This window comes from Thaumasiovibrio clandestinus (assembly GCF_047250365.1).
Lineage (GTDB): Bacteria > Pseudomonadota > Gammaproteobacteria > Enterobacterales > Vibrionaceae > Thaumasiovibrio.
Window position 1 is genome coordinate 203,145 of the sequence record NZ_JBLBVL010000001.1, and the last position, 23,445, is coordinate 226,589.

Annotated in this window: 19 protein-coding genes and 3 pseudogenes; 8 read left to right on the forward strand and 14 right to left on the reverse strand. The window is 44.1% G+C overall.

Annotated features, from left to right (window positions below):
* Positions 1-7: 7 nt before the first annotated feature.
* From ACKLNH_RS01010 to ACKLNH_RS01020, 3 genes and pseudogenes are all read right to left on the reverse strand, one after another.
* Positions 8-625 (reverse strand): annotated as a pseudogene (locus ACKLNH_RS01010) (ISAs1 family transposase).
* A 198-nt stretch (positions 626-823) separates the two neighbouring features.
* Entirely contained in the window at positions 824-1,210 is a 387-nt protein-coding gene (locus tag ACKLNH_RS01015) for a hypothetical protein (RefSeq protein ID WP_413110372.1), read from the reverse strand.
* A gap of 133 nt (positions 1,211-1,343) precedes the next feature.
* The gene (locus tag ACKLNH_RS01020; RefSeq protein WP_413110373.1) at positions 1,344-1,769 is read right to left on the reverse strand and encodes a GNAT family N-acetyltransferase; all 426 of its coding nucleotides are present in this window, start codon (positions 1,767-1,769) and stop codon (positions 1,344-1,346) included.
* 235 nt (positions 1,770-2,004) lie between these two features.
* Here ACKLNH_RS01020 and ACKLNH_RS01025 point away from each other — a divergent pair.
* Positions 2,005-2,241 (forward strand): annotated as a pseudogene (locus ACKLNH_RS01025) (phage integrase N-terminal SAM-like domain-containing protein); the annotation flags it as partial.
* Here the strand turns inward: ACKLNH_RS01025 and ACKLNH_RS01030 are convergent.
* Both ACKLNH_RS01030 and ACKLNH_RS01035 read right to left on the reverse strand, forming a co-directional pair.
* Positions 2,206-2,337: a hypothetical protein gene (locus ACKLNH_RS01030; protein ID WP_413110767.1), complete on the reverse strand. Its 132-nt coding sequence runs from the start codon at positions 2,335-2,337 to the stop codon at positions 2,206-2,208. The pseudogene ACKLNH_RS01025 and the gene ACKLNH_RS01030 overlap by 36 nt on opposite strands.
* 590 nt (positions 2,338-2,927) lie before the next feature.
* Entirely contained in the window at positions 2,928-3,143 is a 216-nt protein-coding gene (locus tag ACKLNH_RS01035; RefSeq protein ID WP_413110374.1) for a hypothetical protein, read from the reverse strand.
* A 294-nt stretch (positions 3,144-3,437) separates the two neighbouring features.
* Here ACKLNH_RS01035 and ACKLNH_RS01040 point away from each other — a divergent pair.
* Positions 3,438-3,620 (forward strand): annotated as a pseudogene (locus ACKLNH_RS01040) (IS110 family transposase); the annotation flags it as partial.
* Positions 3,621-3,990: 370 nt separating this feature from the next.
* Here ACKLNH_RS01040 and ACKLNH_RS01045 read toward each other — a convergent pair.
* From ACKLNH_RS01045 to hinT, 6 genes are all read right to left on the reverse strand, one after another.
* Positions 3,991-4,482 (reverse strand): nucleoside deaminase, encoded by a 492-nt coding sequence (locus ACKLNH_RS01045; RefSeq protein ID WP_413110375.1) that lies wholly within the window; start codon positions 4,480-4,482, stop codon positions 3,991-3,993.
* Between the two features lie 445 nt (positions 4,483-4,927).
* Positions 4,928-5,467 (reverse strand): alpha/beta hydrolase YcfP, encoded by a 540-nt coding sequence (gene ycfP / locus ACKLNH_RS01050; RefSeq protein WP_413110376.1) that lies wholly within the window; start codon positions 5,465-5,467, stop codon positions 4,928-4,930.
* 350 nt (positions 5,468-5,817) lie between these two features.
* On the reverse strand, positions 5,818-6,411 hold the full coding sequence (gene lpoB / locus ACKLNH_RS01055) for a penicillin-binding protein activator LpoB (protein ID WP_413110377.1): 594 nt from the start codon (positions 6,409-6,411) through the stop codon (positions 5,818-5,820).
* Between the two features lie 19 nt (positions 6,412-6,430).
* Complete coding sequence (locus tag ACKLNH_RS01060) at positions 6,431-6,817, reverse strand: YcfL family putative periplasmic lipoprotein (protein WP_413110378.1); 387 nt, start codon at positions 6,815-6,817, stop codon at positions 6,431-6,433.
* Positions 6,814-8,214, reverse strand: a complete 1,401-nt coding sequence (locus tag ACKLNH_RS01065; protein ID WP_413110379.1) for a COG3014 family protein — start codon at positions 8,212-8,214, stop codon at positions 6,814-6,816. Before ACKLNH_RS01065 ends, ACKLNH_RS01060 begins: the two co-directional genes overlap by 4 nt.
* Before the next feature lie 143 nt (positions 8,215-8,357).
* Positions 8,358-8,708 (reverse strand): purine nucleoside phosphoramidase, encoded by a 351-nt coding sequence (hinT, locus tag ACKLNH_RS01070; RefSeq protein WP_413110750.1) that lies wholly within the window; start codon positions 8,706-8,708, stop codon positions 8,358-8,360.
* A 418-nt stretch (positions 8,709-9,126) separates the two neighbouring features.
* On the opposite strand from hinT, the gene ACKLNH_RS01075 reads away from it, so the two are divergent.
* The 4 genes from ACKLNH_RS01075 to ACKLNH_RS01090 all read left to right on the forward strand — a co-directional run bounded on the left by ACKLNH_RS01075 (position 9,127) and on the right by ACKLNH_RS01090 (position 15,753).
* Positions 9,127-11,130, forward strand: a complete 2,004-nt coding sequence (locus ACKLNH_RS01075; protein WP_413110380.1) for a methyl-accepting chemotaxis protein — start codon at positions 9,127-9,129, stop codon at positions 11,128-11,130.
* Positions 11,131-11,240: 110 nt separating this feature from the next.
* Positions 11,241-11,978 carry a DUF4344 domain-containing metallopeptidase gene (locus ACKLNH_RS01080; protein ID WP_413110381.1) on the forward strand — a complete coding sequence of 246 codons (738 nt, stop codon included), beginning with the start codon at positions 11,241-11,243 and terminating at the stop codon, positions 11,976-11,978.
* A gap of 83 nt (positions 11,979-12,061) precedes the next feature.
* A complete protein-coding gene (locus ACKLNH_RS01085; protein WP_413110382.1) occupies positions 12,062-13,000 on the forward strand; it encodes an RluA family pseudouridine synthase in 939 nt (312 codons plus the stop codon).
* Positions 13,001-13,428: 428 nt separating this feature from the next.
* Positions 13,429-15,753, forward strand: a complete 2,325-nt coding sequence (locus tag ACKLNH_RS01090) for a hypothetical protein (protein WP_413110383.1) — start codon at positions 13,429-13,431, stop codon at positions 15,751-15,753.
* A gap of 17 nt (positions 15,754-15,770) precedes the next feature.
* On the opposite strand, the gene ACKLNH_RS01095 is transcribed toward ACKLNH_RS01090, so the two are convergent.
* The gene (locus tag ACKLNH_RS01095) at positions 15,771-16,487 is read right to left on the reverse strand and encodes an SIMPL domain-containing protein (RefSeq protein WP_413110384.1); all 717 of its coding nucleotides are present in this window, start codon (positions 16,485-16,487) and stop codon (positions 15,771-15,773) included.
* Between the two features lie 356 nt (positions 16,488-16,843).
* Between ACKLNH_RS01095 and emrD the strand changes: the two genes are divergently transcribed.
* The gene (gene emrD, locus ACKLNH_RS01100) at positions 16,844-18,043 is read left to right on the forward strand and encodes a multidrug efflux MFS transporter EmrD (RefSeq protein ID WP_413110751.1); all 1,200 of its coding nucleotides are present in this window, start codon (positions 16,844-16,846) and stop codon (positions 18,041-18,043) included.
* 115 nt (positions 18,044-18,158) lie between these two features.
* Positions 18,159-19,202 (forward strand): dihydroorotase, encoded by a 1,044-nt coding sequence (pyrC, locus tag ACKLNH_RS01105; protein ID WP_413110385.1) that lies wholly within the window; start codon positions 18,159-18,161, stop codon positions 19,200-19,202.
* 96 nt (positions 19,203-19,298) lie between these two features.
* Here the strand turns inward: pyrC and ACKLNH_RS01110 are convergent, their stop codons facing one another.
* Both ACKLNH_RS01110 and ACKLNH_RS01115 read right to left on the reverse strand, forming a co-directional pair.
* Positions 19,299-22,376 carry an efflux RND transporter permease subunit gene (locus ACKLNH_RS01110; RefSeq protein ID WP_413110386.1) on the reverse strand — a complete coding sequence of 1,026 codons (3,078 nt, stop codon included), beginning with the start codon at positions 22,374-22,376 and terminating at the stop codon, positions 19,299-19,301.
* Entirely contained in the window at positions 22,366-23,445 is a 1,080-nt protein-coding gene (locus ACKLNH_RS01115) for an efflux RND transporter periplasmic adaptor subunit (protein ID WP_413110387.1), read from the reverse strand. The genes ACKLNH_RS01110 and ACKLNH_RS01115 overlap by 11 nt, the downstream gene beginning before the upstream one ends.

Sequence of the window (23,445 nt, forward strand, 5' to 3'; positions counted from 1 at the left end):
TTCTGCGTCATGCAAGGGCTCTGAGTACCTTGCTTAAATAATTTTCATCCATCGCACACTTCATTCTCTTGCGTTGAATGCCTCCTTTAAAGGTTATTTCTTGCTTCAACATATTCAAACAGACCTGCCTGATCCTTGAAAAAGCCTCTGCACGATCGTCGACCCTAATACGGCATGCATCTTCGCGAAACGCTACATCGAGCAGCCAATGCATCGATTCTACTCCCCAATGCGCTCGCGTTGCATCGTGAAGTTCTTTGCTCGTATAAGTTTCACCACCATCACTGTTCTGAAGCATTGATGGCTACAACTTCACCGTCCGTCAAGTTATGACAGTCTTTCATCCACGCAATAAACGCATTTTGCATTGCTTTCAAACTAATCATTCCCATCACCCGGGCAATTGTATCTGCCGACGGAATTCCACTTTTAAAGTTACCAAGCTCTGAAAGAAAATCTACGCGAAAAACACCAAAGTCATGAATGCCTTCCAAGTATCAAAACCTGACAGAACACCACAAACAGTCAGTAAAATGATGTCTGACAATTCATGGTTCACTTTACCTTTTTGGCGATAATCTTTGATGACTGAAAAATGCATAAATGGATTCGTAAACTCGCTCATAATTAGGCCTCCTTGGTAGGAAATCATTAGAAAACACTGAAAATGATCAACAAGGTGATCCTAGATTTACGACAATTTCATTTGGAAAATGCGACAGAGAGTACATCTAAATTGCAATATTAACTAAACTCTAAAGCCTTGTAATACGGGGATGTTCATGCGATTTCCCTGGGCTTCGCAGCGTTTAATCCTTATTTGTTATACACCTTTTAATTCGGAAAACTGCCCTTTAAGTAGCAATTCTTTATTAATTATATTTTTACTGTCTATGAGTTTCACGGCTCTTGCCCCAGCCCCCATTCCAGCTTCTGTAAATGCCCTAACTTCAACATTTGTATACCCACCTTCATTTTTACCAAATAAATGAATGTACAAAATAGGTGGAGTATTAAGAAGTTTTTTAGGGCATAGCTGACTGAGGGTTTCTTTAAAACATTTCTCTACACTAAAGAAATCACCCATTAATGACCTTTGATGATTCAAACCACTACAAGCAGATTCAGTTGAGCGATCAGAGTGTAATTCAGTAGCTTTTACCTTACCCTCATAAACTTCCAAATATATAGCCGATTTAGTAAAAAACATCAGATTATCCTAGGTGTGTAACGCCTGCTTAAACCGCAGACAACGCATAAATCAAGCCGCCGCATTACGCCTTAAACAATAAAATCACTGCAAACTAAAAATGCCACGCGTTGTATGTCGGTTTGAAGCTTTGTTAATTGTTTATAAGCACCTTTTGATAAAAAATTTTATCCACGTCTTTTCTCAAATAGTCCTTATAACGACCAATTTCCTTGAAACCATGAGACTCATAAAATTTGGGAGCTTGAAACGTATACGTATCAACTGCGATATTACTTATTTCTCGCTCTTTACATATTAGTTCTATTTTCTCCATTAGCGCACTTCCAACCCTTTGATTCCTTAGCTTTTCTGATAGCCACAAAAATCTAATTTGAACTGACGTAATATAGATAAAACCAGTCAAACCACCGAGAATTTCTCCTGATTTATCCCGAACAAAAATAGCAAAAGACTCATCTGTTATTTCTGGTACAAATCTTTGATTAAAATCGCCTAACCCTTGATAGATGCAATCGATGTCCTCAGAATTTGGCGAATGAGTAAAAATGATATCCAATGATTTCTCCGTAATCTGATTAAACAACTAACGCCCGCTTAAGTTGTGAGTTACGCACCACTGAAGCCAAATTTTAAACCGTAATCACCCAAACCAAAATTAACTCCAAAACCGCCAAGCGTTACGCATCACCTTGATGCCTTTGTTGAACGAAGCCGCTCTGCGGCAGAGTAAAGCGTAAGACCACCATACTCTTTATAACCCATCATTCGATGGTCAACAAGGAGTCAGCACCATGAACACCACTGAACTTGCTCGCTACAACTTCCCTTATTAACAACACCTTACCAACCTATCGCTGCAAGGTAAACGCCCGGCAACCATTGATGCCTATTCTCGTGCGGTTCGTCGGATAAGTCAGTTCTTTAACTGCTGCCCTGATACATTAACCACCGAGCAGCTCAAGCAATACTTCGCCAGCCTGATTAAGACTCACTCATGGAGTACCGTTAAACTCGACCGTAACGGATTGCTGCATGTCCTGCTTCTTGGCCTGTTTTATCAACTGCCGCGACTTAACCCTGTTACCCGAGCGAAAGCCACTCGCCACTGCCCATGCTGTCAGCATGAGATGACCTGCGTTGGTATCTCACGACCGAGGTAGCCGAAAGGTGAACATAATCAGGATAATGACAGCGTTCGCCTTGAGAAAACCATCACGGCGATACCACATCTAAATATGATCGCACAATTTACTTATATAGAGGCATCGGGCTTGTTCAACAATCGGGATTTAGCGCTGGCTTCGCAGCGTTTAATCCTTATTTGTTAGCGTACTACTAAATTAAACAAGAAATTCTTTGGGGTCCTTTGACTTCCAATCCTTTTTCCTCATTACCGTAATAACTATATTTTCTTGATGCTCATCACCATCAACGTGAATCTTATTAACAGCGCAAGGCATATTTATATGCGAAACCGTACACCTAATATTAAAAGTATCATTATGACTCAACTTCTTAAGTGCCCCTACATGTAATGCTGTTAACCTGTTAAATATAGAGTTAAGCTCAGCAATCATTATCAATGGATTATTACGTGTGTCATTCATTCTATCTTTAACAAAGTGCTTAGATAACTTAAATGACATTTTATGGCGACGTAAAATCTAATTTACTGAACTTTCGAGCGCAGCTATTTGAGCTTGTGGAATCATGTTCACCCCTCCATAAATCTACGATAAAGCTCTTCAAGCTTCGAGTTCAATTCAGAGTCACATTTCGCAGAAATTGAGCCAATCAACTCTGATTCACTTATATTTCCTAGCCTCACATCAAAGTTTTCATTATCAAAACTATCAACGAAAATATAAATTTCACTCCCCTCATCAAAGAATGAAGCAAAGTTATCATTAACAGACATATTAAATTTCATCTTTTCCTCTTAATAATGTTTATAAATATCATGTTGCCTTAGCGCGCTAACGAATGACATGGATTCCCCCTCATGAAGATCTGCCACACTTAGGTGGTAGCTGTGAGAATGCTGGAGGTAACCATGTCACATTCCATCTGTTATTGCGGTGTTGACCTTGCTAAACACCACTTCAGTTTACACGCCACCGACGAACGAGGCACTGTTCTCCTTCACAAGTCCGTTTCGCGTGCTAAGTTGCTAACAACAATAGCAAATATGCCACCTATGCGTATAGGCATAGAAGCTTGTAGTGGCGCACGTACTGTTATTGCTAATATTGGTGAAAAACAGGATAGGCTCAGTGCATGGGGTCGAAATATTCTTGAGCGGCGTGGGATGAATCGTGCCATCTTTGCTTTAGCGGCTAAGAACGCCCGCATAATTTGGGCAATGTTACACAACCAAAGCGATTATCAAGACGACGCCGTTAACTAAGCGTCAACGGCGTAGGGAGTAAAAGCCAACCGGGTCATTGCAGACGCAGCTGATGGAGATAGGTTCAGACCACTTGCGGATAGCCTGTTAATGCGGCGGACAATAACATGTCTTCTAACGCCTACCTGTTTATAAATAGGGGCACCACCGTCGCGTAACGTCATCAGGGTCACGACGAGAGTCGGATAAAGACGGTATGTAGAGCGGCAGTCAAAACCCATCACCTAAAGTTTATTTCGCTTTAAACCCACGTTTTAGTAACTCTTCTAATAACTTATTCACTCAAAATCCTTTTAGAACGATATAGCGCATAACGCCTGGGACTTACGAATCCCCACAGCCCTGTTATACATGTGGTAGATTTAGCCGATTAATCTCCGATTGCTAACTTCCAATCTCTAAATAGTTGCTGCGCTAATCTACGCTCTACTTCTGGAATTACAGTGCATTTGTTGCTTATCATACGATCTGCTATTTCTTTTGCAGTAATATCAAGGGGTTGATCCCAGTACTGACTCGCATCTTCATTGACTGTCGCTCCAAATACTACCGTATCAATCTCAGCCCAAATACTCGTAGACATACACATAGAGCACGGCTCACACGTGCTGTATAAGGTGCAACCTTTTAAAGAGTGATTACCTAACTTTTTAACAGCCTTACGAACAGCATTAACTTCACCGTGACATGTAGGATCACCTTCTTTCATTACCGTATCATAAGCCTGAGCAATTAAAGTGCCCTCTGCATCATAGATAGATGCACCAAATGGAGACGGGTACTTAGTCTTAAGTGAAGATGAGGTATACTCAATAAGGTCTTTCATTCTCTCTGAGTGCAGTGTTTCAATTGGATTTGTCACTATGTTTCAGCTCTATCTAATAGTTGAAATGCAATTATATATGATCGGGATGGAATAAACATAATATACCCGAAGCAATCCAGCACCACACAACGGCTACCGCATGGCGCATTAAGCACAGTTAAATTGAAGTCGCAAAACCCATCGCTTTGGCAGCAAGCTGCACAATATCACACCACTGCCCTCGTCGCCTTTCACGTCGATCGCAATCCGAGGCAACTCTAAAATGTTATGTAATACATAATCATATCAAAACTGATGGTGCAGCTTGTCGCAACATTGAGGTGATATGCGGCTCAGAGCAAAAGAGTGCGTCAGGCTAATATGTCTATATTGATCTCTAAACTCTGCGTATACATCGGTCAAAGGGAATTAAAGGCGTGCCGTTATGCTTAAAACACAACAAGTAGCTGCATAACGCAGCCACTTTATCGAAGGGAGGGAACTAACTTTGCTTAAACGCTTTTACTCGCTGCAAATGATGAGAGATTTTTTTAAACTTATGCGACTCTTGCTCATCCCAAACAATGTCATAATACTCCGAGAGCGTATCAGCTGACTGTTGGTTATTTAACACCTCATCATTCACAGATAAGAACACAAGACACTGCCCTTGATTCTTTTTCCTAAAATCAGTCACACACTTGGTTGTAATATCGGCGTACTCTTCAGGGCGATCAATCTTACCCACCATATTTAGCTCAGGGCGCAAATTTGGGTTAAAAATGGCCTGCTTAATGCCGCACAAAAAGCCAATTCTCTCCGACCAATATCCCCCTAATCCAACCCCACAAATCAGAGGAGTTGGATCACTCGTTTCATTAATAAGCTTTTGAACTTCTTTTAGTAAATGCTGCATGTCATGCTTTGGATGCAGCGTACTGTAACTAACAAACCGCACATCGTCATCGATGAACTGCAACTGCAATACTTTCTCATGGTTACCCGGACTCGTTGAATCAAAACCATGCAGATAAATTATCATAACCATTCCCTGTATAAGGATAACGCTAAATTCAATTTAGCATGAATTCCACCCCCAGTCAGTAACAAGATGTCAACATAATAGTAATGTCGTCACTGCGCGATACAACGGATTCTTTATGTTATCGTGCCTTGCATGCGCTTATCATCACGCTGATTCATTTCACAAGATCATCTGTATGCTTACCAGCGAATGAAGGGCTCATGCCCTCTGTTTGTACTCGAGGAATCTGCCTAATATTGCCCTGATACGAATGGCCTGTAGTGATTGTCTGTTTTTCTGTTTACTCAATAAAAAAGGATGGGGTCAATACCCATCCTTTCATTAGCATTAAATGGAAATGTTGAATGCTATAGGCCAAGAAGTGAACGAGACTCCTGCTTACGGATTTCTGTTTCGTCTGCCCACTCAATTAATCCAGTTTCCAAGTCCATTAGGCGCATCGTCATCTTATAATAAACATCGGTATCCTTACCGGCGGTCTTAACGATGCTAGACAAGTTGCCATAAAGCATATATTGAGCCCCGACCATCTTGCCAAACTGAATGGCGGTACTTGGATTTACCAACTCATCATCGTTTTGGAAGTTAAGCTGATCACGTACCGCTTCAATACGACCCATATCAACAAAGCGGAACTGACCGGAATTCAGTAAGCGGGTGCTAATAGTGTCGGTAATTGACTCGGTATCTATGTGCTCACTGGTTTTATTTTTCACGCGTTCAACAAACACAATCGGACGTTGATCGCGTGTAATTGCCGCTACCGAGCCTGAAGACAACATGCTATCCGTCATCTCAACGGCCATTTTTTGCAAATCTGTTGAGCCAAAACCGACCGTTGTCGTTTCAGTTGCTTGTGCATCGCCATAACTCACTTTTTGCGCACAACCACCTAGCAAAAGGGCTGAAATACCTAAGATGACAATTGCTGTTCTTTTCATATTTACTTCCATCATAATTTTACTTATCTGCCTCTCTAATCACGACACGATACTGGGTAGCTCGGATATCGATGGCCATGCCCTCTAATGTAACGCGATCTTTGCCGTAAATCGTCACCAGTCGCCAAGGAGAGTCACTCCCTTTCAACTCTAAACCATGTTTATCATACCAATAGAATCGATACTGAAGTTGAAGTGTCTTATTGGTTTTACTTGTTAGTGGCACCTTAGCTTGCATTAAGCCATTAATGTGCTCACTCATAGCACGATCAATCTCCAGTTGCCGCGACAAACTGAAATCATTAAGAACCACAGATTGAGACTGACTATCAATACTCAACCCTGTTGTTGACTTTGCGCACCCTGCCATCGCTGTAATAGCAAATACAATGAATAGCCATCTCATCGGTTTTCTCCTAGTACTTTATACCAACCTATCGCGCTACCCGACTGTCGAGACACCCACAGCAGCGTTGTACGGCCAGCTCGAACTGGCACTACCCATTCATGTCGATCTGATGTTAGCTTAACATCTCCTGCTTCAACCTGCTGCTGAGAAACCATCACCATTGAGGGTAATGATTGCCAGCTCCTCGTATCCGCTTGCTCAGTTAGCACATTAAAAATATTAATGACCACATTGCTCAACTGCTTATAATCATTGCTCGTATTGCTGACAGCAGCCTGACGAACTTGCTCCTTCGCAATAATACGCAGCGCCTGTCGTGTAACGGTTAACAGCATATTTTCCTTTAATGCTTGGTTTGCCATAGTATCGACATTGCTCAGTTGAAATTGTGTCATCGCAATATCGTTCAAGTGTAACGGGGAGTAATAAGAAGGCGGCTGATTCGGATAGTAAGGTAGTGATAAATTATATATCACGTCGTAGCCATTACGATCCCATAAAACTAAAGGCACCTGCCACGAATCAAGCGCTTGTATCACCTTCTGCTCATCAATAACAACAATTGTACCTTGATGAGCATCAGCCTTTTCTCTTGGTCCATATCGCTGTTCGAGCAAGCGAAGATCATCGGTCATACCAAGTCGACGAGCCAGCCTTAGATTCGCATCAATAACAACCGGGTTATCAGGTATAACCGCCAGCGCTCGTCGATATTCTATATAGGCACTATTAAGGTCATTGTCTGCCTCGTACAACAATGCAGACAAAAACATCAGGTAACTATTTTGTGTCGCAGCCAGTAAATCGCCAGCATCCGGGTAGCGTGAAATAACCGCGCCAACATTGCTGGCAAGGCCTTCTTTTTGCAAACGTTGTTGCGTGGCATTAAGTTGCTTTTGCCGATCTAGTAGCGCCCTCTCTTGTACTTGGTTTGCCCGGCGAACCTCGACCAACGCGCCTTCTAAATCATTTTGCAATAAGTAGGTATAAGCCAAATACAGATGAAGGTAGCCAACTTCATAACTGGGAGGCACATAGTCCAATACGCTATCGTTTAAAAATAACGCTCCAAGCTGTGACGCTCCCTCAGAAACGCGAATTTGTGCTTGTCTTTGCTGTTCAACTAAAGCTTCATCTGCCTTTTTTAATAACGCTTGGCCCTGTTTGATCTCGCCAGTTAGCAGCGTTAAGCGTCCCATTTCGGCATTTTCAAGAAAATCCCCTCCCAATCCGGCCTGATACTTATCCAGCGCTTGGGTATAATCTCCCTTTACTAACTGCTGATAACTGGTATGGTTCGCCGCTGAGTAGTGCTTAAACATGCGTGTCAGCGCTGTACTTGAACAGCCCGAGATAAAAAGCACCAATAACAATACAAGCGCATGCGTTTTCATGAATTACCATTACTTATTCAAAAACAACGGCCCCTCGATGGAGCCGTTTCTATAGTCACAAAATGGTTTTCTTTAATGCCAAATAAAAGCCGTACCAGATAACAGGCAGCTTCTGATTCACGGCAACTCAGTCGCCGAGCATATTAACCAATCAGCATTGGACCCAACGGTTTACCACCCACTAAGTGCATATGAATATGATACACCTCTTGACCACCATGAATGTTGCAATTCATGATTAAGCGGTAACCATCCTCGGCTATACCCTCATCTATCGCGAGCTTTTTGGCCACCGTAATCATACGCCCTAACGCCAGCTCATCATCCTCTTCAACATCGTTAATCGTTGGAATGAGCTTGTTTGGCACAAGTAAAATATGGCTTGGTGCACGTGGGTTAATATCTCTAAATGCAGTCACTAACTCATCCTGATAAACAACATCAGCCGGAATCTCTTTTCTGATTATTTTACTAAATATTGTTTCTTCAGCCATTTTTAACTCCATTAACTCGTTTAAACCCGTCAGATTATGCGATAGGAACCACAGATGAGCAACTAGGTTGCCATCAAGTGATGGAAAAACATCCACAGCATGATTAAGGATGCCCCAGATTACTAGGACTGTCATCAATACCAACTTAACCAAAGATTAAAATCTTTTATTTCGCGCAACGCAATAAGTCAACTTAATTTGTCAAAACCTTTGCTAAGTCACAATATATAACATGCGACTTACCTCAAAACAGTAGTAGTGATAGGGTTGTTATTTGGACTTAATTTATTACAAAAATTAATATAGCTAAAAAGCATAACTTGCCGCTTAGTAAACAATGCACAAGGGATGATGTGCTTTAACCTGTTGTTATAGCTGTTTTCCACAAAGAGTGCGACAAACCAGTTAGGGTAATTATATGAACCAACGCCGACAACCATCGATTATTTTCAGAATGAATATTGGTTTTGTTTTCTTAGTCCTCGTCTTCGTTGCTACGACATACTTAATGCAACGCTCATCCAAGGAAATTTATCAACAACTCAATACCGTTAACTTAGAGGCCTATCCCCTACTCTCTAAAGCTAACCTTGCCAGCGTTCGTTTACTCGCCGCCGATAAAGTCTTTAAAGACTTTTTGACCACCCAAGACCCTTCGCGGATGGAAGCATACCAACAGCAATTTTCTAAAGCAGAAGGGGAGTTCCAGCAATCTCGGCATCAACTTAGTGGCGCTGCAGCGCAATATACTGCACTATCAAACCAACTTATCGCATTGGAAGAACTGGAAAATACATACTTTACAGAAGCCAAGCTAGCCATTGCGCATTACCAGAACAAATTGTTTGCAGCACAAGAGCGCGCCATTGCCGTACGTCGCTTTCAAATTCTCTATTCCAAGCTCCATACGACGATGCAGTCTTATATTAATGACAGTGATAACATCGCAGTACAGATGTTAGCAAAAAGCTATTTCGCTAAGCTAGAGCAAACCGAAATCACCACCTCGGACGCACTGGCAAGCGAAGATGCCACCATTGTTGAACAAGCGCTCAGAGATAACAAACGCAGTGTGACCCAGTTAAACTATGCCTTTAACGGTATCGTGCGCCAAGCACCCGAAATTGGCGAAGCATTTCAGGAATCTGTTGATCAATATACCCGTGACATCGGCCATGCTGACGGCATCTTAGAGCAACATTTTGACTACCTCGTGGCTGATCAACAGTTATATGCCAATATTGCCATCCTGGCCGCAGAAGTTGATCGCGCCATGATAATCCTCGATACTTTCGTCACTGAAGCCAATACGATTATGCTACAAGCGCTAACGGTAGCAGAAAGCAACTATTCCGATGGAAATAGACGAGCTTTACTGTTTGGTACCCTCGCCATACTGTTATGCACCATCACGGGTTGGTATCTCTCGACCCGCATTCGAACCCCGTTGACAGCCGTACTCGCTACGCTGGAGCAACTCACGCAAGGTAATATGACGCAGCGCTGCAATAGCTCGCACTTTCAGGAGTTTGAACAGTTAAGTGGCCACATCAATACACTGGCACAAACCTTACAACAGATTATTCGTGATTTAGCGAAAACCTCTCAAAGCCTGTCTCATGTTGCCACGGAAAACCAATCCATTACCTCTAACGCGCAACAACAGCTTAAAGAGCAAGGGGAGCGTATTGTTTCCGTCGCCACCGCGATGACAGAAATGGATCACTCCGTAAAAGATGTATCGCAGAACGCAGAAGTGACCAAAGAGAAAGTACATTCTGTAGAAGTTGCTGCTGATGCGGGCCGAAATATCATGAGCCGCTCGATATCAACCACCCAGCAACTATCCAGTCGTATTGACGAGTCAGTGGGTGCCGTTAATCAATTACAAGAGATGAGCCATACCATTGGTTCTATTCTTGATGTTATCCGTAATATTGCTGATCAAACCAACCTACTCGCACTGAATGCTGCCATCGAAGCAGCTAGAGCCGGTGAGCAAGGGCGAGGCTTTGCGGTTGTTGCTGATGAAGTACGTGTATTGGCATCAAAAACCACCTCATCAACAGAAGAAATTGAAGGGATGATTCAACGACTACAGCAAGGTTCCAGTACAGCTGCAACGATGATGGCCAGCTGTGTTAAAGAGATGGAAAACAGCAGTAGTCAAGCCTCAGATGCCAACAGCGCCATGGAGGAAATACTATCGTTGATCCTTGAAATTAGTGAAATGAGCAGCCAAATATCTCAAGCAGCCAATGAACAAGCTAACACCAGCTCCGACATTGCCCGTTCACTCGAAGATATCAGCCATATTGCAGATACTAATCACACGGCAATGACTGAAGTCGCCTCTGCCAGTGAGCAACTGGATGAACTTGCTCATACTCAAAGCCACATCGTCAATCGTTTCACGGTATAGTTCATACTTTTAACCTACCCAAAATCATACGCCACCACTAGGTGGCGTTGTCGTTGAAACCATCCCGAGCGCTATACTTCAAGTACTGCTCCGCTTTACTTGAGTCCACTATGCTGCGTTGGTTACTGCTCTCTCTTCTTTTATTATTACATCCTGCACATGCGGCGATTACGCTACAAAGCGGAACAGACTCACACCCAGCAAAGAAGCAGTTGGTTCAGCAAATCAACAGCCACATAGATTTCGTTAATACACATTATCTATTGCCATTTACTGTCACCGTTCGGTTAGACCAAGGTGAAGGTCCATTATTTGATGCCATTCTCAACGAGATTTGGATTCCCTATCATTTTGTTCATGAAATAACTGCCGTATTCACCACTATGAACTATTACCCTGACCAACGCGACAATGCCGTAGCAGGCGTCATCGCGCATACTTTTTTTCATGAATTAGGCCATGCATTCATCGCCAATCTTCAATTTCCTCTGCTTGGCATGGAAGAAGACGCCGTGGATACACTCGCAACCATCATCATGATCAATCAGCGCTATCCGCAAGATGGTATTTTTATGGCACTGGCAGCAGCAGATGCATTTGATGCTGAAGATCGCATGGCAAACCATCGCTTATCAAACGATAGTCACTTCTATGGTAACCACTCCCTTGATGCGCAACGCTATTATCGCACCATTTGTCTTATCGTAGGGGCTGACGCCGTAAATACAATTAGCATCATTGAAGAGCTTGACTGGGAAGAAGCAAAGCTGCTGGAGTGCAGTTGGGAGTACAAACATAAAACGCGTTCCGTCAATACACTGTTAGCGCCCTATATCAAACAGCAGTAACGCAATTTCGCGGAACAGTGCAAATACGCTATCATAGCGACAAAACCCTAACAGCCAGCCGACATGCACTGTCGTAGATTATCATGACCAAACCTTTTTGTTATCGGGAAAACGTTGCGGCAAAAAACCAAGACCGATTCATCACTGAACACTTAAACGCTCTGTTTCCTTTTAGTAAACACGATTGGTCTCAGCTCATTTTGTCTGGCCATGTCACGCTAGATAGTCAACCCGCGACCACAGACTCTCAACTTAAAACGGGGCAACAATTACAAGTTCTATTCGAGGATTATGCTGAGCCTAAAGTGGACACTCAATGGCGCTTACTCTGGCATCATGGTGACATAGCCGCGGTGTATAAACCAGCCACTCTGCCGGTTAGCCGCACAACCAGAAATATTCGTGATACCTTAATAAGCCTAGTACAACGAGAAAGCGACTGGGCTGACGCCCATTTGTTGCATCGTTTAGATCTAGAAACAGCAGGCATCGTCTTAATCGGCAAGTCTCAGCAAGCAGCAGCGCGTTGGCAGCCCCATCTGAAAAGCCTGATGCAGAAAAAAATCTATGAAGCTGTCGTCTATGGTGAACCTGATTGGCAACAAACAGAGGTCGAATGTCAGCTCAACACTCGCTCCAATAGCCCAATAAGGTGCCAAATGCATGTTTGCGCAGCGAATGAGAAAGGCAAGCAGAGCCATACTCGCTTCAGTGTCATTCGACGTCATCAAGGGTTTGCTGTAATACGTTGCGAATTAATAACCGGCAGAAAGCACCAAATTCGTGCCCACCTCGCCAATTTAGGCCATCCGATTGTTGGTGATAAAATCTACGCTAATCAAGGTCAGTACTACCTAAACAGATTAAATGACTGCCTTTCTAAACAAGATGAAAAGCAATTATTAAGTCCACACCACCTTCTTCTAGCAAAAGAAGTCACACTTAATATCGATGGGCAGGCCTTTTGCATAACGACACCCCACTATCCAAAAGCTTGGCAAACATTCTGTGCTCAGTCGTAGTTAGCCCTGCGTATTAACCCTTAGGTGGCTGGTCTATAGACTGGCCACTCACACGCATAATGAGCAAATAACAAGCATACTTTTATCAACCTTAATTAGTACCTTTAATTAAAACATCATACTCGCTACTTATTTCATCACACCTTTATCATCCTTAATACAATCACAAACAGCACATCAGCACCTAAAGGATAAACCCTTAAAAATCAACACTATAACTATTTATCGGCAATGTTTCACTTTTAAGACGATATATTCCCTCCCCCCATGAGAACACTTGTTATCCTTTAATTGTCGGCATTCAAACAGTAGAAGAAAGGAGAACTATGGCGTTATATTTTTCAGCTCAAGCACACTGATAAAAATGCAATTAAATCTTGTTCACTAAGCTCCAACGATATAGATATACACTAAATGGACACTTTGCCATGAACACTTATATCCAAAAGCTGCCTAACCGTTTAGCGCTCTCTGCTATTGTTTGCACTATCGGCTACCTCTCTTTTGCCAGTGCCAACGCACGGGCGGAAGCGTATACGTTTAATCCCATTGAAAAAGCCTGTATGGCAGACGCATATCTGCTCGAACCTGGCAACTCGCTACCTAAAGATGCCCTCAACTGTACTGCGAACGATGTCGAAATAACACAAGTTATCCCAACCGACCCAAATGCAGAATGTGTTTTGGGGACAACGTTCTCATTTGAAGCAGATGTTACCGTCAGAACTAACGCCAATGAACGTTACGATACAACCTTTTACTTACCGCTAACCGAGCAAAGCCCACAAGTCGTACAAGGGGTAGGAAGCAAAAACTGTAGCCTCATTTTACCCGTTCCTGGCGGTAGTGGTGAGGTGGCTGATGTCGACCTTGATGGCGATGAATGTGGCGACATCTCAAAAGCATCAGGCGTGGATGAATATACGTTACAAAACGAAACAATAACCATGCTGTGTAGTGACGAAGATGGCGACAGCCGTGCCGATTTCGTCTATTGTGCCGCATGGGATAATATCGAAAGAAACAACTGTACCGTCAGTGAAGACCCGTTCTCTGGCCAAATTCCAAACACCAAATCAAAATGTAATTGTGACACCTTTAATATTGATGTCTTCATTAAGCCACCTGCACCAGCAATAACAAAAGCCTTAGTAGGGACAGATACTTATTCAGAGCCAGGTGGTGAATTTACTTTTGATATCAGTTTCACTAACGGTAGCTCAGTCAGTTCACTTTTCCTAACTAGCCTCACTGACGAAATTGATATAGACGGCGATGGTACTTACGATCACACTGTTGATCTTTGGGGTACACCTGCCCCCGCAGGCAGTGCGGATGGCATCTACCTGACTGCCACGAACTGTCTATCAGGTTCTCCTTATGAAATTGCCCCCAGCGCGACCTATAGCTGTCAAATAAAAGTGCATATTGTCGACAGCGATCTCCCCAATGTTCCAGCACCAGCCATCTACGATGATGTCATTAAAGCCGTACTTGAAGATAAAAACGGCACAGACATTGGCGATGGGTCAACATGTCCAAGCGGGTTAGGCGCGGGCAACGGCGATAACTGTTCAAGCGTTAAACGGGTAACGATTACAAACCTACCACCAACAGTGAGTGTTGATAAAACAGCAGATAAATCAGAAGTACTTGAACCGGGCGAAAATGTTGAGTTTACTGTCACCGTCACTAACACCTCAGGTAGTTTCGACTCACCCGTAACCTTAACCAGTCTAACTGATACTATCTACGGTGATATCCTTGGCAATTGTCTTAAAACAACATTAGCCAAAGATGAGTCCACCACCTGTACCTTTACTGAATTTGTTGCGGGAGACCAAGGTGAGAGTGAGCTCAATGAAGCCACAGCCATCGTTACCGATAATGAAAACGACACAGGTACAGACTCTGATACACATCTAGTGAACATACTTGATGTCCCATCTATGATCGAATTGGTAAAAACCGCGTCTCCAGAAACTGTCGAAGAAACTGGCGATGACCCTAGCCTATTTAGACAAGTTGATTATACCTTTACCTTTAGCGTCAAATTAGGTGGTGGCTTTGGGGTAGATGATGTAACGTTCACCCAACTTGACGACACCATTTTTGGCGATATTACCAACGAATGTAATGTAACCAGTAAAAACGGTGCGCCACACGCCAGCACGCCACTAACAAATGGCTTTGTGCTGCAACCAGGCGAATGGGCTAGCTGTGTCATTACCAAAGGGCTCCAGGGCGACTTTGAGGATGTGCATACCAATGTTGCTACCATCTATGGTACTGACGACGACGGTATACCATTAACTGCCTCTAACGATGCCACGGTTACCTTTACTAACGTGCCACCAACGTCCACATTGGCCTTTGCGCTTAGTGGTCTTGTGGTTATCGAAATCACCAACACTGGCATTGAGAATGTGACTCTTGATACGTTAACACTTGCTGGCATTAATGTGGCCGATGGGGCTGGCAATACCCAGTTCACCATATTAAATACACTCGGTGGTGATTATGATGGTGTTAGTTACGATGCCTGTAACCTAGGTGAAGTGATTGGCTATAGTGGTTCAGCGACAGATACTTATGCCTGCGCCTTTACCGTTGAGCTAAAACCTGGGCTAGAAAACACAGATGCTGTGAACTTCTTGGCGACCAGCACAGAAGCCGTCACCGTCGGTGTTGCTGACAACGACGGCAACAGTGCCGATAATGATGTAGAAGTCACGGTGATTACTGCCGAATAACAGCGCTTAGTCGTGAGTTAATCCACCAAGTAGTACTCAACCGTTGACACCACCCGCACCTTTTTAAGGTGCGGGTTATTTCTATCTCGCGCAGCAATAGAAAATTGCCCTTGGCTGGCACGTTTTATTTTCCCTAAACGTGAAACGGAGTCTTCGGCAAACTTCTTAGCCACCTGCCGCGCATTTTGCGTTGCCTCCTCAACCATCGCAGGCTTAATCTCGTTTAAACGAGTGAACAGGTACTCGGTCTGATTTCCATAATCGCCACCACTTAATACAATGCCCTGTTTACCTAATTGGCTTAATTGTGATTGCGCCTGACGAACCGTCGCGATATCACGGCTATAGACGGTAACGGTTTGTCCAGCAGAGTAACGGAATAAGGCTGGCTCGTAGCCACCATACTGCTGTGCTGATTTATCAACAATCGACGGTTCAGCGACAGAGATGGTCTTCGCATCTATCTCCCACTCAGACAAAAACATCTGTACCTTACTATTGTTATCCTCAAGCTGTTGGTACAAATCATCAAGTTCATTACTCGCTACCGTATATTGAATAGGCCAAATCACAACATCTGCTGCGAACTCGCGCTCAGATAACCCTTTCACCGTCACAGTTCGCTCGTACTCTTTTACAATAACAGCCGCATAAACGAGCAAGCTACCTAGCCCAATTAAACCAATCGCCAGACCAGCACCAATCACCCACTGCTCAATACGTGTTCTCAACATAATCCCCTCCTCCAAATCCTTTATATGCAGCATAACGCGTAATTATCAAAATGGCAGCAAAACACCGCACCGCATCACTTTTTATCGTCAGTAACAGAACTCAAATAAATCATTAGAATTACTAATCCTAAATCACCAATAAATATCGTGTTTCAGGCAACGCTTTATCATTGCATGTCGATAGGCAAGCCACTACACTCCGCGCCAAGACATCAAAGATAATGTCGGTTTTAGCGATTAATTAGCGCGTATAACTATAAAAAGTGCCTAAAGCATACAAAGACCTTAATAAGGCCATTAGATAAAGCAAACGAACATCATTTTCAACATAAGCAAGATTGAACGGATTACGAATGATGAAAGCGTCAAACAGCATGACCAAACTATTAATTTTGGTAATCATTATGGCCGGTGTTGGCCAAATGACTCAAACAATGTACGTCCCTGCCATTGGAGAAATGGCAATAGCATTCGGCGTCCCTGTCGGTCAGCTGCAAGCGGTTATGGCTGCATACCTCACCTCTTATGGTTTAACGCAGTTTATCTATGGCCCACTCTCCGACCGATTTGGTCGCAAGCCAATTTTAATGCTAGGAATGAACATCTATCTTATTGGCGCGATTTTCGCTCTGCTAGTCAATGACTTTAGCCTTTTCCTGGTTGCTAGTTTCATTCAAGGCGCAGGTACCGGTTGCTGTGGGGCAATGTGCCGCACTGTCACACGTGACTGTTATGAGGGTGCGGATCTACAAAAAGCTAATAGCCTTGTTAGTATGGGGGTTATTTTTTCCCCCCTACTCGCCCCAGTATTGGGTGGACTACTAACGACACTATTTGGTTGGAATGCGGTGTATATTTTCCTCTTTGTGCTCGGTGTCGCTGCAACCACTGTTCTGTTTTTCCAATTTGACGAAACATTGCCAGTAGAGAAACGCACAAAACAACCGGTACTATCACGGTATAAAACAGTCTTATCACATCGTCGTTTTCAGGGTTATATCTTGTGCCTCGTGGCAACGTTCTCTGGCGTCGCTATTTATGAAGCGGCGGTTGGTGTGCTTTTAGGTGGGGTACTTGGCCTTTCCCCGCAATGGGTGAGTTTTCTCTTTATCTTACCTCTACCTGGCTATATGGCAGGTTCTTGGTTATCGGGCTACTTTACCCAACGTTGGGGCAATGACAACAGCATGTTTATTGGTGGCATCGTTCTCCTTGTTGGCGCCATCACCATTATTTTCGCAAGTATGATCAGTGGCGTAAGCGCTTGGAGCTTAGTGGTTGGCGGCATTCTTTACTTCTCCGGCGCTGGATTGGTCTTTCCTATTGCGACGACACAGGCACTTAACCCGTTCCCACATCAAGCAGGCACTGCCGGCGCCGTGATGGGAGGGATGCAGAACTTAGGTGCAGGGGTTGCCACCTTATTGGTCGCGCTGTTTCCGGTTGAAGATCAGCTAAACTTAGGTGTTGCGCTACTAACGCTAACCTTACTTGCATTCTATGGCTTACTTTACGTACGTAATAGCCCCATTGAACAAGATGTGGTAATCGCCTAACGAAAAGCAACGAATTAAACCACCTGCAAACGATGGCCTAAAGTCAGTAAAGGCTTTACAAATTGGTTGCAGGTACTTAATATCGATTGATTTTTTTACTTCAGGGGAACCAATAATGACGACGCTAACAATTACACGTCCAGATGACTGGCATTTACACCTGCGTGACGGGGATGTTCTTCCTGATACAGTGAGAGACAGTAGTCGTTACATGGGCCGCGCGTTAATCATGCCTAACTTGGTGCCGCCTGTTGTCGATATAGAAAAAGCGCTCGCTTATCGTGATCGCATTATTGCAGCACAAACACACAGTAACTTCACTCCATTGATGAGCCTGTATTTAACGGATAATACAACCGTAGAAGATATTCGTGCAGCAAAAGCCTCTGGTCATGTCGTTGCTTGTAAACTTTACCCTGCAGGTGCAACCACCAACTCTGATTCTGGTGTCTCAAACCTAGAAAATATTTATCCTGTACTAAAAGCTATGCAAGAGGAAGGGCTACTTCTACTTATCCACGGCGAAGTAACGCACAGCGATATCGATATTTTCGATCGTGAGAAAGCATTCCTTGATAACATCATGAGTAAAGTCGTTGCCGACTTCCCCGATTTAAAAATCGTGATGGAGCACATCACAACGAAAGATGCTGTTGAGTTTGTCAACAATGCTAGCGACAACGTCGCTGCAACCATAACGGTGCATCACCTACTCTTTAACCGCAACCATATGCTGGTTGGTGGTATCAGACCACATTACTTCTGCTTGCCAATTCTAAAGCGTAATACCCATCAGCAAGCATTAATTGAAGCTGCAACTGGCGGTTCGAAGAAATTCTTCTTAGGCACCGACTCTGCACCTCACGCTCAAGACCGTAAAGAGTCAGCATGTGGTTGTGCGGGTTCATATACTGCCCACGCGGCCATCGAACTGTATGCTGAAGCGTTCGAAGCGGCGGGTGCTTTAGATAAATTAGAAGGGTTTGCTAGCCACAACGGCCCTGACTTCTATGGTTTACCGCGTAACACTGACACCATCACGCTAGAAAAAGCAGAATGGACTGTGCCTGAAAGCTACAACTTTGGTCCAGATAAAGTTATTCCAATCCGTGCCAATGACACGATTAGCTGGAAAGTAACAGACGGTGAGTTTGCGTAATCGCCGCACGGAAAAATTTGATAGATAACATTAAAAAAAAGGCCGTCGACTCCATCGACGGCCTTTCTGTTTCCACGCTTAGTGAGGGTCATGTCACTATCGGGGTAACGGGATCCGGTGCAGTAAGCGATACAAAACAGGCACAACGATTAAAGTGAGTATGGTCGCAAAACCCAAGCCAAACATAATTGTTACTGCCATTGGTTTAAAAAAGACGTCGGGTAGCAGTGGCACCATGCCTAATATCGTCGTAATTGCCGCCATCGAGACTGGTCTGACTCGGCTAATTGCCGCATCAACAATTGCATCATACTTATCTTTACCACTCTTGATCTCAATTTCGATTTGATCCAGCAAAACAATGCCGTTTTTCACCAACATGCCCGACAAGCTTAAGAAGCCAAGCAGCGCCATAAAACCAAACGCGGTATCCAGTATCAATAGCCCACTTGACACCCCAATCACAGCCAGAGGCACGGTAGCCCAGACAATTATCGCTTCCTTAACCGCATTAAACAGCAGTATTGTCACAAGGAACATAAACAAATAGCCCATCGGCATGGTTGAAAACAGCGAAGCTTGCGCGTCACCTGAAGACTCATATTCCCCCCCCCACTCCAAGGTATAACCCGGAGGGAGCGTGATGGCTTCTATTTTGGGTTGTATGCGCTTTTGCAGCGTCGCCGCAGTTTCATCACCAAGTAAATCTGGATCAGCCATCACGGTTAACACACGTTTACGGTTTTTCCTCTCAATGATAGGATCTTCCCAATCAATTCTACTCGAGAATAAAATCTGTTGAATCGGCACATAGTTTTGTAGCACCGGGCTCCAAATCTTCATTGCCTCTATCGTTGTAACATCGACCCGTTCCTCCTCTATTAAACGAGCGACAATAGGCAACATGTTGGTTCCATCACGATACAAGCCAATCGCTTTTCCTGAGAAAACCATCTCTAAGTAAGAGTCAACATCTTGTTTCGTAATGCCATACCGCCTCGCTTGGCTTTCATTGAATTCGGGTACAACCACTTTTACCCGTTCGCGCCAATTATGGCGAATATTAAACGCTCCGGGGTCTTGGCGCATTATCTGTGTCACCTCACCCGCAAGTCGTCGCAGCTCATCTGGGTCTGCCCCTATAAGCCTCGCCTCAATTTTAGCGCCCCCACCCGGCCCCAACTCGATCCGATTGAGTTTATATTCAATTTCTGGGAACTGTATATCAAGCTCAGTGCGGAGCCGTTCCAGCATTGGAACAACGCGTTCAAAGCTATCTAGCCGCACCATTATTTGCCCATAACTGGCATAACTCTTTTCTGGTGCGTAAGTCAGCATAAAGCGCTGCAGTCCGCGCCCAGCAGTGGTGGTAATATGATCAACCCCTTCCTGCGTCGCTAACCAAGACTCAATCTCAGCCAATTTCTTATTTGTTACCCGAATATCAGTGCCTTCAGGCAACCACACGTCAGCCATAATTAATGGCGTGGTAGATGAGGGAAAGAACGCTTGCTTTATATGCGTGAAACCATACATTGCTCCACCCAACATAAGAACCAAAATCACCATCGTCATCAAAGCTCGGTGCAAACAGAACGTCAGAAAGCGCTTATAAATAACAAACACTAACCCTTTATAAGGATCTACGTCCTCAGCATCACTCGCTACCTCATCTGGGATCTGCTCTAACGATTTGAAAAACAGGTTTGCAAAGAATGGCGTTAAAGAAATCGCCGTGAACCAACTCAACATCAAGGAAATTAACAGAACAGAAAATAACGTTCCACAATACTCTCCTGTTGCATCAGGTGATAAACCAATCGGTGCAAACGCCGCCACCGCAATAATTGTTGCGCCCAATAACGGCCACTTGGTCTGCGTGACAATGTCACGTGCCGCCTCTAAGCGAGTTCGGCCTTTCTGCAGTCCAATAAGAATGCCTTCAACAACAACAATTGCGTTATCCACCAGCATACCCAGCGCAATGACCAATGCCCCTAGGGAAATACGTTGTAAATCAATGGCCATCCACTTCATCATGACGAACGTACCCAGTACCGTCAGCAATAGAATCAAACCAATGAGTAGACCTGAACGTAAACCCATGAAAAACAGCAGCACAACAATAACAATCCCTACCGCCTGCGCTAAGCTGATCACAAACCCTTGCACGGACGAGTCAACCTCTGTCGGTTGACTATAGATAACCCCAATATCGATACCAACAGGCTGTTGCGATTTTAATTCTTCTAGCCGTCGGAAAACCTTGGCGCCAATCTCAACGACATTAACCCCAGAGGTAAACGACACACCAACATTTAACGCTTTTTGCCCGTTATAAGTAATAAGGTTTGTTGGTACCTCTTGGAACCCTCTTGATATTTCGGCAACATCGCGTAAATAAATTAGTCCTTCACTCGCATCGCTGGTAATGATCAAGTCACCCAGCTCTTCAACTTCCTTAAAATCACCAGTGGGATGAATACGAATATACTCATCACCAATACGCACAGCGCCGGCACTTTCAACCACATTTTGTGTGGCTAACTGATTAAAGAACGTCGTTGGTGCTATATCTAGTGAGCTCAGTTTATTCATGGATATTTCAATAAATACCTGCTCTCTTTGCCCTCCAGATACAGAGACTTTACCCACCCCATTGATAACCTCTAGCTCTCGCATCAGGTAATCTACGTAGTCGTTCAATTCTCGATAGGTATAACCATCACCACTGACGGCTAACAAAATACCGTATACATCACCAAAATCATCGTTTACTAGGGGCGGATTGGCGCCAGGAGGCAAAGACGATGACATATCATTCACTTTACGCCGTAATTCATCCCATATTTGCGGCAAATCATCAGGGCCATAGCGGTCTTTCATGGTGACGGTCACCTGTGAAAGTCCCGCACTCGATGTCGACTTCACCTCATCAACATACAGCAACTGACCAATCGCTTTTTCTATCGGATAAGTCACCTCTTCTTCCACTTGTTGCGACGTGGCACCAGGGTAAGTCGTAATGATCATGGCATCTTTTATCGTAAATTCAGGGTCTTCTAACCTACCCAACCCAAAGAACGCCATCGCTCCACCAACAAGGAAAATCAGAGCGATCATCCAACTCACTACGGAGTTTTGAATAAAATAACCAGAAATATCACGATTCATTGGTTTGCAACTCCTTGCTAGCGATTACAGCACTCACCGGCCACCCATCTCTTAGACGGCTCACCCCAGAAACAACAACACGCTCTCCGGCTTGTAACCCATCAATGATCCTAACACCGTCAGACACCAAAGCCCCCAGTTGAACACGACGTTTAACCACCTGACTATTGTCATCAACAACCCAAACAAAGCTATTATTCGACGCTAGAGAGTCACCATCTTCATTAAAAATGGCATTGAGTGGCAACACGATATCGGTGATTTGATAGTCGTTGTATTCCTCTTCCTCTAATTCCACGTCAACGGGCATTCCATCCAAAATAAAACGCCCTTCCGGCATCGGCATTGTTAAGGTCACTACATACGAACCCAATTCAGGGTCCGGCTCTGTCGTAAACTCTTTTACTGACGAGACATACTCACTGCCATCTTCCAAAATGACAATTGGCTTAGGCGATTTTGCTTCAACCTTACTGGCATATAAGGTATCGGGAACTTGAACAATGATTTCAACATCGGATGTGCGATGAAGGTTCACTATCCACTCCCCTGGTTGTATCGATTCAAACTCCTGAACCCCAACTCGGGATATAACGCCACTAAACGGTGCCCTCAATTGGGTAAACGTTAAACGTAACTTGGTAAGGTTAAGCTGTGCTAACGCAATTTGCCGTGTGGCCTTAATTTCATCAAATTGTGATTGGGGAACATATCCCTTTCCAACCAAAGGTTTTGAACGTCGATATTGACTGTCTGTAACATCAAATCGCGCTTGGGCATCATCCTTCGCAATCTTTAGCTCAATGGGATCTAACTCTGCGATTAACTCACCTTTTTCCACCATCTGTCCTGCCACAACATAAATTTTCGTCACCTCACCCCCGACACGAAAGCTCAAGTGCGTACGATCAGCCGCCCGCGCTTCAGCGGCAAAATGAAAAGCGGCATCAGTGCCATTATCTCCTGCTACCATCGTTTTTACCGTTGTGATCGGTATGGCGGGTTCAACTGCCGCTTTTTCACAACCGGTTAAAGTCAACAGTGCCATCAGAGCGAGTAAATAATTCAT

Coding starts and splice junctions, on each gene's coding strand:
- ACKLNH_RS01015 (WP_413110372.1), bottom strand. CDS start 1,210: ATGTTTTTTACTAAATCGGCTATATATTTGGAAGTTTATGAGGGTAAG.
- ACKLNH_RS01030 (WP_413110767.1), bottom strand. CDS start 2,337: ATGCTGACAGCATGGGCAGTGGCGAGTGGCTTTCGCTCGGGTAACAGG.
- ACKLNH_RS01035 (WP_413110374.1), bottom strand. CDS start 3,143: ATGAAATTTAATATGTCTGTTAATGATAACTTTGCTTCATTCTTTGAT.
- ycfP (WP_413110376.1), bottom strand. CDS start 5,467: ATGATAATTTATCTGCATGGTTTTGATTCAACGAGTCCGGGTAACCAT.
- lpoB (WP_413110377.1), bottom strand. CDS start 6,411: ATGAAAAGAACAGCAATTGTCATCTTAGGTATTTCAGCCCTTTTGCTA.
- ACKLNH_RS01060 (WP_413110378.1), bottom strand. CDS start 6,817: ATGAGATGGCTATTCATTGTATTTGCTATTACAGCGATGGCAGGGTGC.
- ACKLNH_RS01065 (WP_413110379.1), bottom strand. CDS start 8,214: ATGAAAACGCATGCGCTTGTATTGTTATTGGTGCTTTTTATCTCGGGC.
- hinT (WP_413110750.1), bottom strand. CDS start 8,708: ATGGCTGAAGAAACAATATTTAGTAAAATAATCAGAAAAGAGATTCCG.
- ACKLNH_RS01075 (WP_413110380.1), top strand. CDS start 9,127: ATGAACCAACGCCGACAACCATCGATTATTTTCAGAATGAATATTGGT.
- ACKLNH_RS01080 (WP_413110381.1), top strand. CDS start 11,241: ATGCTGCGTTGGTTACTGCTCTCTCTTCTTTTATTATTACATCCTGCA.
- ACKLNH_RS01085 (WP_413110382.1), top strand. CDS start 12,062: ATGACCAAACCTTTTTGTTATCGGGAAAACGTTGCGGCAAAAAACCAA.
- ACKLNH_RS01090 (WP_413110383.1), top strand. CDS start 13,429: ATGAACACTTATATCCAAAAGCTGCCTAACCGTTTAGCGCTCTCTGCT.
- ACKLNH_RS01095 (WP_413110384.1), bottom strand. CDS start 16,487: ATGTTGAGAACACGTATTGAGCAGTGGGTGATTGGTGCTGGTCTGGCG.
- emrD (WP_413110751.1), top strand. CDS start 16,844: ATGAAAGCGTCAAACAGCATGACCAAACTATTAATTTTGGTAATCATT.
- pyrC (WP_413110385.1), top strand. CDS start 18,159: ATGACGACGCTAACAATTACACGTCCAGATGACTGGCATTTACACCTG.
- ACKLNH_RS01110 (WP_413110386.1), bottom strand. CDS start 22,376: ATGAATCGTGATATTTCTGGTTATTTTATTCAAAACTCCGTAGTGAGT.
- ACKLNH_RS01115 (WP_413110387.1), bottom strand. CDS start 23,445: ATGAATTATTTACTCGCTCTGATGGCACTGTTGACTTTAACCGGTTGT.